The organism is Hoylesella timonensis S9-PR14 (genome assembly GCF_000762405.1).
GTDB classification, from domain to species: domain Bacteria; phylum Bacteroidota; class Bacteroidia; order Bacteroidales; family Bacteroidaceae; genus Prevotella; species Prevotella timonensis_A.
This window is the reverse complement of the sequence record NZ_JRPQ01000167.1, coordinates 1-10427: the sequence shown is the minus strand read 5'-3', so window position 1 is coordinate 10427 and position 10427 is coordinate 1. Positions and strand designations below refer to the sequence as shown.

General features: G+C 47.9%; 10 protein-coding genes and 1 pseudogene. 2 read left to right on the top strand and 9 right to left on the bottom strand.

The annotated features are described in order from the left end of the window. Positions 1–2249 precede the first annotated feature (2249 nt). Positions 2250–3278 carry a hypothetical protein gene (locus HMPREF9304_RS10615; RefSeq protein WP_036928907.1) on the top strand — a complete coding sequence of 343 codons (1029 nt, stop codon included), beginning with the start codon at positions 2250–2252 and terminating at the stop codon, positions 3276–3278. 186 nt (positions 3279–3464) lie between these two features. After that, positions 3465–5711, top strand: a complete 2247-nt coding sequence (locus HMPREF9304_RS10610; RefSeq protein ID WP_036928905.1) for a collagen-like triple helix repeat-containing protein — start codon at positions 3465–3467, stop codon at positions 5709–5711. Positions 5712–6025: 314 nt separating this feature from the next. On the opposite strand, the gene HMPREF9304_RS10605 is transcribed toward HMPREF9304_RS10610, so the two are convergent. The 9 genes and pseudogenes from HMPREF9304_RS10605 to HMPREF9304_RS14995 all read right to left on the bottom strand — a co-directional run. Next, a complete protein-coding gene (locus HMPREF9304_RS10605; RefSeq protein WP_036928903.1) occupies positions 6026–6328 on the bottom strand; it encodes an HNH endonuclease in 303 nt (100 codons plus the stop codon). A gap of 12 nt (positions 6329–6340) precedes the next feature. Then, complete coding sequence (locus HMPREF9304_RS10600; protein ID WP_036928900.1) at positions 6341–6568, bottom strand: hypothetical protein; 228 nt, start codon at positions 6566–6568, stop codon at positions 6341–6343. Continuing rightward, the gene (locus HMPREF9304_RS13840) at positions 6568–7320 is read right to left on the bottom strand and encodes a BRO-N domain-containing protein (RefSeq protein WP_081953704.1); all 753 of its coding nucleotides are present in this window, start codon (positions 7318–7320) and stop codon (positions 6568–6570) included. Before HMPREF9304_RS13840 ends, HMPREF9304_RS10600 begins: the two co-directional genes overlap by 1 nt. 574 nt (positions 7321–7894) lie before the next feature. After that, the gene (locus HMPREF9304_RS10590; protein ID WP_036928898.1) at positions 7895–8188 is read right to left on the bottom strand and encodes a hypothetical protein; all 294 of its coding nucleotides are present in this window, start codon (positions 8186–8188) and stop codon (positions 7895–7897) included. A 32-nt stretch (positions 8189–8220) separates the two neighbouring features. Beyond that, positions 8221–8625, bottom strand: coding sequence for a hypothetical protein (locus HMPREF9304_RS10585; protein ID WP_036928920.1), 405 nt, complete (start codon positions 8623–8625; stop codon positions 8221–8223). Positions 8626–8746: 121 nt separating this feature from the next. Further along, positions 8747–9019 (bottom strand): hypothetical protein, encoded by a 273-nt coding sequence (locus tag HMPREF9304_RS10580; RefSeq protein WP_052046102.1) that lies wholly within the window; start codon positions 9017–9019, stop codon positions 8747–8749. 194 nt (positions 9020–9213) lie between these two features. Beyond that, positions 9214–9774 carry a host-nuclease inhibitor Gam family protein gene (locus HMPREF9304_RS10575; RefSeq protein ID WP_036928896.1) on the bottom strand — a complete coding sequence of 187 codons (561 nt, stop codon included), beginning with the start codon at positions 9772–9774 and terminating at the stop codon, positions 9214–9216. Positions 9775–9892: 118 nt separating this feature from the next. Beyond that, on the bottom strand, positions 9893–10051 hold the full coding sequence (locus HMPREF9304_RS14515) for a hypothetical protein (protein WP_156104812.1): 159 nt from the start codon (positions 10049–10051) through the stop codon (positions 9893–9895). Positions 10052–10056: 5 nt separating this feature from the next. Continuing rightward, positions 10057–10427: pseudogene (locus tag HMPREF9304_RS14995) on the bottom strand (hypothetical protein); the annotation flags it as partial.

The following is a 10427-nucleotide window of genomic DNA, read 5'->3' as shown; positions in this document are numbered from 1 at the left end:
TGGGAGAACATCACAAGGAGGCACCCCACCTTCTTCCGACATACCAAGTGGACCAGCAACACCATTTCACTNCTGGCGAANGTCAGCAGCATNCTCATCGAGGATTTTCAGGTNAAGGTGTACAGCGANAATGGNATGATCGAAAGACCGGGCGACAGCGACATCGTCTACATGAGCGACGACAAGCAGCAGTTTGTTAACAGGAAGGATGACATCGAGTTCAAAATCAACTCGGCACTCACCTCNGACGAATGCAGNCAGCTGGGCGTGGCACAGGGGGTATGCATGAGCACGCCGCTCAACTTGCTCACTGGNGANGGCGTNATCAANCTCTACGACCACACAACGGGGAGACAGGCAAAGCCGGAGCAGCTGTATGTTGACAGCTATTACAACGAGTACCACCAGCCGAGAATTCTCATGACCCAAAAGCTCATTGACAAGAAGGGGCAACGCATCAGCACGTTCAACCATTACAGGCATCCTGCAATGGGAAAAAACTTTTTCGTACAAGGCATCACAAGGAACCTCGAATCGGGGGAGGCAGAAATGTCGTTAAAGGAGATTGAGAAATGATAGACGTAAAGATTATTAAGAAACCGAAAAATAAGGCTACAACGCCAACAGTCAGGACACCCGGAGCAGCCTATGGAGACAAGTCCGTCAAGGAGGCGGTACACGCCAGCAAAGCCGACACGGCGAAAATGGCGGAAAAGGCCATCATCGCCGAACAGGCAGAGCATGCCAAGAAAGCGGACGAAGCAACGAGGGCGGATGAGGTGAGCTTGGAATCAAAAACACTCTCGCACTTCCTACGAAACGACATACCCAACACGGCAGCAGAGGTCGTCACCTTCCTCAAGGGAGTCATCGCAAAGGCGGTGAGTTATTTTAAGGGAATTGTCAATGATGGCGACATCAACAACGATGGCGACATCAACAACGATGGCAACATTACAAACACAGGCAACATCAACAACTCGGGGGACATCAACAACTCGGGAAACGTCAATACCAAGAACCTCACCGTAACGGGGAAGGCGACATTCTTTGAGCTGGAAATACTCAAAGCGAAGGCGGCGGGCGGGATTATCATACAGAGTGCAGCAACGTTCAAGGTAGATGATTGCGAGGAAACGGCAGATGGCTATGAGTGCTATCAACGAGCAGAGCAAGACGGTGTGAAGCTTGTGCAGATGTGTGAGGTGAATGACCAGATGATGTGTTACGGTGGGTTCAACGTAGGGGTTGGAACGAATCACAATGTCTGCAATCACTTTTATTGGCGACTGGTCATCGCTGCTCCTACAACGTCTGTCAGGCGAAAAATAAACGGTGAAGAGGTAGAGTGCCTGAAGATTGTACTGAGCAGGACGGATTGCGCCGATAACAGCGATGTCCCACTGGTAGGTGATCAAACGGCACAGGTAGGAAATAGAACCAACACAGACAGGCAGAGCGTCATTGTGAATAGTGCTTACAAGAGTATTGACGTCGGACTGGTGGCGCCATACTGGGCAAAGTATGTCGGTGTGAACAGCTATGACCTAAGCAAGCATAAGGAGACGTATCTTGCACAGAATGACAATCAGATAGTGGGTAACTTGAGGGCGAGGAGCTCATCGGGTGAGATAAGACCCGTACCTGTGTTGCTCGGTGAATGGANAAGCGGAAAGGAATACGGCTACTATGACAGCGTAACACATGACGGTAGGCAATGGCTGTGCATCGTAGAGCCAGGTAAGAGAACGACAGAAGAACCAGGCAAAGGTGATGCATGGATGCTGTTGGTGGACAAGGGCAGCAAAGGAGACAAAGGGGATGACGGGGAGAGTAGTTATACGGTAAACATTTTCACCGATACGCCAAACGGCAACATCATTCGTAACGGGCAAGGCTCTGTCTGGCTTTTTGCCGTGGTGTATTATGGAACGAAAGAGATTACCGAAACGCTGAAAGACTGGCAGTTCTCGTGGGTCATCCATAGCGGTAATCCCGAGTTTGACACTATTTGGAACAAACGGCACCAGCAGTGCGGAAGCAGAATAGAACTGAGTGCGCAGGAGGTGAACAACATGGCACAAGTGGAGTGCTTGATCTGTGATAACGTTGAACATTGAACTTTGTGGTTAGCAAAGCTATCAACTCGTGAACTTAAAAACTCATGAACTCATAAACTTAAAAGCTATCAACTCGTGAACTCGTAAACTTGTAAACTCGTAAACTAAAAAACTCATAAACTTAAAAAAATGGCAAACAAAATTTTATCAAGAGGACAAATCACAATCGTAGATTTGAATGACGCAAAGCAGGTATCCATGATACTGCAAGTGAAGAATCCGTCGCAGATGTACAATCCTGACACCAAGGTGTATGTACCCAACTTCAGCACGGACAAGAACACGGTTACACCTAAAGTGTATGTGACGGGTAGTGGTCAGAACATGGTCAGTGCACTCACTTCTATCGAGTATGACATCAATGGTACGAAGTTGCAGGCTGGCAAGAGTGCTGGAGGGTATTCTGTGGGAGCCATCAGTGCAGGTGCAGTGCTTACCATAGCGAGCAACATTTCCTCGAATGCGTTGAACATCAACGTCAAGGCAACTTATCATGACACATTGACAAATGTCGACACAGTGCTTGAGGCGCAGACGCAGGTCATTAAGTCCACATCAGCAGGAGCACTTCTTCAAGTGGTGCTGACACAGCCGAAAGGAAACAGCTTTGATACAAGCATCACAGAACTGACAGCACATGCCGAGTGCTATCGTGGGGGCGTACACGATACTTCTATCCAGAAGTTTCAATGGCTGAAGCTGAATTTTGCCAACGGAAAGTTCGAGGATATTTCTACAGGGGTACAAACAAGTGGTGGTAACAGCACGCTCACAGTACACGCTGATGATGTGTTGAACGTACAGACTTACAAAGTGATAGCCACTGACGATGGGCAAACCTCCGAAGCCATCGTCACGTTCGAAGACCGCACTGATCCATACGAGGTAGTGCTGCATGCCCCTAAGGGAAATGTCATCGTCAATGGCAAGGGAGAAATAGATATCAACGCCGAGGTGTGGCAAAATGGCGTGAAGTTAGAAGATGTGAGCGCACAGACATCTAAGTTTACCTACACATGGACGAAGTACAACAAGGCTGGAGCGCAAGAGAACTTCACTGGCACATCGTCGCCCACAAAGACGGGAAACCCTTTGAAAGTATTGGCAGCTGATGTAGACCAGAAGGCAACTTTTGTATGCGAGGTTAGAAAAGCATAAAGAGGAGGGAAACCGAAGGAGAACTCATGATAATTCATAATTTTTAATTCATAATTCATAATATAGTTGACAAGTTCACAAGTTGATGTGTTGTTAGCCACAATTATGAATTAACTCGTAAACTTGTGAACTCGTCAACTCGTGAACTTGTAAACTCGTCAACTCGTAAACTTAAAAACTCATTTCATGAACAAAGTATTAGCCAGATCCATTATAACAATAACGGCGGTGAATGACGGGAAAGACGGTCAAACGCCACACTTACATATTGCGTATGCAAACTCACCAGACGGAAAAGTAGACTTCAGTACTGATGACAGCAAAGATAGAGCGTACATCGGTCAGTATGTCAGCTACACGGATGAGCCTGACAGCACTGATGCCGGCAAATATACATGGTCGCTTATCAAAGGAAAGGATGCAGTTGTGTATAGGCTTGAACTATCTTCTTCGCAGGTTTCTGTCAGTAAATATGATCAGCAAAACCCTGAATTTATTGAAATCAGAGCTTTTCGCATGGAGAGTGATAAAATAGTTCAGTTGGATAATGCGAAGGCTCAAATAGAGGTGCTACGTGACGGTCAACCTATATCCTCATACTCGCTAACGTACAACAAAGACGATAAAAAATGGGTACTCAGTCTTCATACAGGATATGTCCGCTTTTATTACATCAATCTCTATATAGACGGAAAGAAGGTGGATAGCAAATCGGTCGTTTTTGTTTATGATGGGAAAAATGGAGAACCAGGGAAGCCAGGAAAACCAGGTGAACCAGGAAAACCGGGAAACAATGGTGAAGACGCTGTAGTTTTCAGGCTTATTCCAAAGATAGAGAAAGCTGTGGTGCATGGCACTAAGCGAGAAACGGCTAAGGTGGTGCTGTTTCTAAAATATATGATAACACGGAAAGAAGGCGAGAAACATTATTTAGAATTAGGAAGGCTTGACACTTTCGGATTATCACTGACCATAGAACCGTCTTGGGCATCGTTCGAGGTTAAGTGGGAAGATGGCAAGCCTTACTGGGTGACAGAGGCTACATACGACTATGCTGATTGCTTTGACGCCACACCTTTCTTTCGTGTCTGTTTGATGCAAGGAGGAAAGGTTTTGGATGCACGGACTATAGGCTTACAATATGAGGTAGAGTCAAACTTTGATTTTGGGAATAAAGTTGACGGATTAGACGGTAAGATAGACGGCATAGCAGGTAAGGTAAGCACACTTGACGGTAGGGTTAGCGTTTTTGAAACCACGATAGACCAATTTCGCACTGAGGTAAAAGACAAGGTGAGCCGTACGGAGCTAAAGCAGACCGCCGAAAGCTTCAGCTTGACGGTGGCGAATGGTACACGCCCAAACTTGCTGTGGGGAAGCGATTTCGACCTCGATGGAGTTGACACCACCAACAAGAGAGCCATTCAGAAGCATTTGGGAGTTGAATTAGCAGAAATTGGTTTCAGTGAGTGGTTCGAGTACCTCAAAGGCGGTGGCGTGGCTGGGGCGGATGCTATACACATCAAGAACGTGTACAAGAGCAATGGCTGGATTAAGTGGACGAATGTTGCGTGGAAAGCCGTGCCGTTAAAGCCGCACACGAAATATACCATATCCGTTTGGATGAAGTTCAAGTCGTATGGAGAATCTGGTTGTTTTTATGTTGATTGCGCCTCTGACGATAATAGGTACAACTTTGGTGGCTACCTACACAGTGACGGAAATTATACCAAATCTGACATAGACAAATGGAAGCGCATGTGCTATGTGTTTGACAGCGGTGATAGCAGTCAGATGAAACACTTGTTTCTCGCCTGTCTCGCCGATGAGCGTGAGGGTGCGCAGTGTGAGCTTTGGCTTTGCCACCCCAAGCTCGAGGAGGGCGACACGGCAACCCCATGGTGCGCGTACGACGGCACGGTGGAAGCATTGTTGGCGAGTGGATTTAGTTTCAAAGACAGGGAGTTCAAGGCTACGGCTGACCACTTCAAAGTGCAGAACAACAGGGGTGAATGGACGTTCTTGGTGGATGAGAACGGGAAGTTAAATGCGAAATTGATTGATGCCACAGAGATTTATGGTATGAAGATAGCGCAGCCATTTGAAGCATACGCATCCAAAGAAGAAATAAAAAATGGTAAGAGCCTGAGCTGGGTGTTAGAAAACTGGAGCCAGGACTATGGATTCTTTGGAGGGGGTGTAAGAATGAACGGCGTCACGTCAAACATTTTCAACAACACAGGGGGTACCGTTTCTTTCTGGCTTCCTCTAATAACACCATTTAAATTTTGTCAGGTAGACATTCCAAATAACGTGATGCTGCGGGCTGTCGCCATATACAGGACTCAATGGGATGGATGTCGTTGGTACCTGCTCTGTCCCTGGGAGGATAACGGAAGTGGTGGTGTTAGACTAAAAGCATTTAACGGATAACATAGGTATCAATAAAAAGAGTAGAAGTATTTAATATATGAAGACATAAGAGTAAAACTTCACTTGATAGTCTCACCGAACATAATGAACAAAGCCGCGACGGAAAATCATCCGTCGCGGCTTTCTGATGAAAAATCCCGTCAGTTCAGTAGGTAGCGCACCTCGTAGCTGTCTATGAATAGTTCACAAATTCACAAGTTGATAGTTTTTTTAGTTCACAAGTTCACAAGTTTACGAGTTCACAAGTAAATAGACTTTTTGCTTGAAAGCTATCAACTCGTCAACTTGTTTCCTCGTGAACTCGTCAACTAATATTATGAATCATGCTCCTTCCGGTGGCACGAAGGGCAAAGCAACACAAGGTTACTCTTACGGCAAAGCTGGTCGGGACGATCACTAACACCCAATACATGATGCACCTCCATTTCATCCTCACGAAATTCCCCACCACAACAGCCACACCGCCCAGCCTGACGACGATACAAGGCAGCACGCTTACGCAACAAACGGTGACGAACATTGCGGCGAGTGTCATCCAGCTTTGGACGACGCTTCATACGGTAAGTCGTCACATAGATACGCACACGACCGATCTTCCATTTCTTCAGAAAATCCATAACGCAAAACGATTAAATCTCAGAAAGGGCGCTGCCGCAACTGCCACACTCAAACTTAGGCAACATGGCACGCAATAGCTCTATCGCCATATAAAGCTCATCCTTACGAAGCATATCCTCGTCAGCATCCTGAATCAGAGTCAAAAGCATCTTCGTCATCTCCTCCCAAGTGTCCTCACCGTTTATACGGTTCCTACAGGGTATCTCTATCACTATCTTCGTATCTTCTATCCGTACCATTACCTCATCTCCTTTCCCCAGTGCTTCCTGGCATTTTGGTTACCAATCTTGCCGCCCTTCTTTCCGCCAATCTGCACCGTCGGCAGCTGGTTGCCCAGCGGCAAAGCCGCATCACAGCCCAGCAAACGACCAGCCATCAACTCCGGCTGATAATACAGCAGGTTACGCTCACGGTTCTCACGAGCCTTCTGATATAGTGCCATCAGTATTCGGCTGCTCCTGTTCAGGCCGTTCAGCGTGCGGTTCACAGCCGTACGGCTAACACCAAGCTCCAAAGCCACAGCTGCCTGGTCACCCTGCTCAAGGCTCTCGCCAATCAGCCACAGCAAGTTCGTCAGCTCCACGTTCACACCATCGCCACGGGTCTTCCGCACCACGCCGCGCTTCTGGGGCTTCAACTCATACCTGCCAGTCTTGCGCAAACTCGGCAATACCTCACCAGCCACCCAGTTCGTAAATTTGTCTGCACGCTCCGAACTCTGACAACGAAACGCCAACTTATACATGCCGGCTTCCGAAATCACGGTTAATTGCTGTTCGCCACCGGGGGTGCGGAATTTCCGCAACCCTTTCCAATCCTCTGGTATATAGGCTAATGTGTCACCACGCCAGCCTATACCTAATGCTTGGCATACATCTTTAGCAACGAACCAAAGGTTATCACCTTCGGCATCTACACGAATTGTTTGATTGTTCTCATTGAAGGTAAATACCTTCATCTCTTTGTTTGACATAACTGATAATTTTAGCATGGGCGCAAAAAAGCGGTGCGCCACTACCCGCTGCTAAGTCTTATCAGAGGACCGACACAGCCATTACAACTGCATCACGGGGTGAGCGCACCGCCATATAGGCGTACCGCCAGGGCACAAAAAAAGCCCGAATGCGGTGCATCAGGCGAACTCTCTCGCCCTCTGATATAAAACTTAGCACCGCAAAGATACGCAAAATTTCAATACCACCAAACTTTTCCGCCGAAAAATCGAAAAAGGAGCCTCCCCCAACCCCTCCAAAGGAGGGGAGAAAATAGGCTGTTTTTTTAGTTGACGAGTTCACAAGTTTACGAGTTCACGAGCTGTTAGTTCAGCTAACCAATCCCCCTCCTTCGGAGGGGTTAGGGGAGGCTCCTTGTCAACTCGTCAACTATAACCATATAAAGTTACTAAAAATCAGTCACTTACGCAAACATTTTAACAGTTTATATGTACACAAGTTGTTAGCCATAATTATGATTTATGAATTAAAAATTATGAATTATAAAAAGTCCTCCAGCTGTCTGTTCTCCCCTCCTTCGGAGGGGTCGGGGGAGGCTTCTCCTCCTTTTTTTTACCTCATTCTGCGGTTGATTTCCCGCACTCTTCCCATCACCAGCCAGTACACCTGCCCCAACGTATACTGACCGCGCCGCCTGCTCATACGAACCAAACCCAAGGCATGCATCTTCCTGAACTCGGCAAAGCTCAAACCCTTCTGGCTCGTCAGACCCATCCACACTATCTTCAGCACATCTTCCGTCGTAGGCTTCCTGTAGATATACACCCTGCCAAGCACGCTAACCACGTTCTTCTCTTGTATCGAATAGCTCACCTTCTCGCCCTCTATAAATAATTCCTGTTTCATTTTTAAGTTTTTAAGTTTTTTAGTTTTTAAGTTCACGAGTTTATCACATATCTCACCGAGTAACTCTCCACGCTCTCCAACATCTCCTCGTGGTTGTGGTTCGTTTCGGTTTCCGAAAGTACCAAACCGTGAAAGCCTATACCTTCCACACGCTCCATAACCGCGCGTATCTTGCATATAAGGTCCCATGCAGCCTCTTGACCGCCTTCCGTCCAGTCCGTAACGACGTGCAGGCGCACCTGTCCCTTTCCTCGATAGCCACTGCCCACATTGGGCTCCCATACTATCGAGCCGAACTCCACGAACACCGCTGGGCGCTCCCAGCCCTCCTCCTGCTCTATAAACTCCACATTATGGTTCCACAGGTCGATATGTACAACCTCAGGAACATCTTGCTTGAGCTTCGCCACAATGGCTGTGTATAATTCCTTTCTCATTGCTGTTTCATTTTTAAGTTCACAAGGAGCCTCCCCCAGCCCCTCCAAAGGAGGGGAGAAAGATGGCTTGTTTTGTTCAAACCTCAAAGTTCAAAGTTCAAAGTTCAAAGTAGTTAGCTAATCACTCCCCTCCCTTTCGGGGAGGGGCAGGGGGAGAGGCTCCTCCCAACGTTTCAAAGAGCAATAGCTGACGGGTGTCGTCAGCTATCTTATTCTTACTTTCCGCGCTCGCATTGAGTATATTATAAAAGGTACGTTCAGTAATGGCATATACAGGATATATGTATCGTCGCCATATCTCACGGTTGGAAATTCCGCTTTTGGCATGCTGGTCATATATCCTGTTTATCTCCTCTACACGTTTCTGATAACTTACTCCGCATCGCTTCTGCATATACTAAATGTTCTTTGGCCTATAAGGCCTGATGTCATATTCCGTTACTGAACTAACTGTCACCCAGCCACTGCCCTCACACTGGGGACAGGGCCCTGTCAACGGCGTACCGTCATCCATAAGGTGTCGCCATACGCCGGTGCCCACGCACCTGCGGCAAAACGACACCCGCGGAGGTCGCCTCACTTCGCGCTTCATGCCGTCTCCTCCTTCTTAGGTTCAACATAGAAGGCCTCGTCCTGAACCACCTGGATGCCACACGCCGTCATCTGCTCACGAAGAGGACGATAGCCACGGTTCTCAGGGTCACCGCCGCCAAGCTGCACCTCCACCTCACGATCGGCAAGCAGCTTGTCCTTCGCAATCTCCTCCGTCTGGCGGATATAGCTGGGCAGGAAACTCTTCACAAGGTTCAGCGCACTCGCCCAGGTAAACCCCTTCAGCGTCTTCAGCTTTGGCGTGCCCGTACGGAAGCCTATCGTGCCATGAGCCATGTCAAGGCTCTTCTTCTTGGAAAACAGCTCGGCTTGGTTCTCCGTGGCAAAAGACTGCAGCGTGTCAAACGCATTGTCTCTTTCAGCAGTCAGCGTAGCCAGCTTGTCGGCATACTTCTCGCGCACCTTCGCACACTGCAGCTCAATATCTGCATTGATTTTCTGTACCTGTGCATCGCTCTTGGCGTAGGTTGCAAACGCATCATCGGCAGCTTCTCTGCTCACGCCAGTGATGATTACTTTCTTTTTTCTTGTTGCCATTGTCTTTTTGAGTTTTTAAGGAGCCTCCCCCTGCCCCTCCAAAGGAGGGGAGAGATTGGCTGGTTGTTTGAGTTTATAAGTTCTTTAGTTCACAAGTTGATGAATGATGATTTATGATTTATGAATTATGAATTATTAAATAGCTCACATCTTCACGTTCGGTCTCGAGCTCGTATGACAGATCCTCCAAGAAGTCACTGTATTCTTCATTGCTCATCTCCTTGCCGAGTTCACGGATGTGCTCCATCGCACGCTTTACAAATTGTCTTTGTGTCATACCTGTTAACTTTCTGTCATGTTGTCCATTTGGAATACAATCGCCACGCCACGCCCTTCCGACGAGAAGCTATCTACTCCCCTCCCTTTCGGGGAGGGGCTGGGGGAGAGGCTTTCTCCCCTCCTTCGGAGGGGTTGGGAGAGGCTTCTCCCCTTGCGCATGATGGCGCGCAGCTTTGTCTGCAACGAGTCAAGGTCTGCCAGTGTTAGATTGGCGAACACCTTTCCGGCTATCCGCGGGTGGCGGCAGAAATCGTTGATGCGCTGCCAGTCAGTCGTGTCAATGCCAGTCTGTTGCATGAGCTTCAAACACAGGCTGCGTTTCTTCTTCAGTTGCACTCTCCAGCCGGTATGCACCTCCAGTGACGCGCACATGG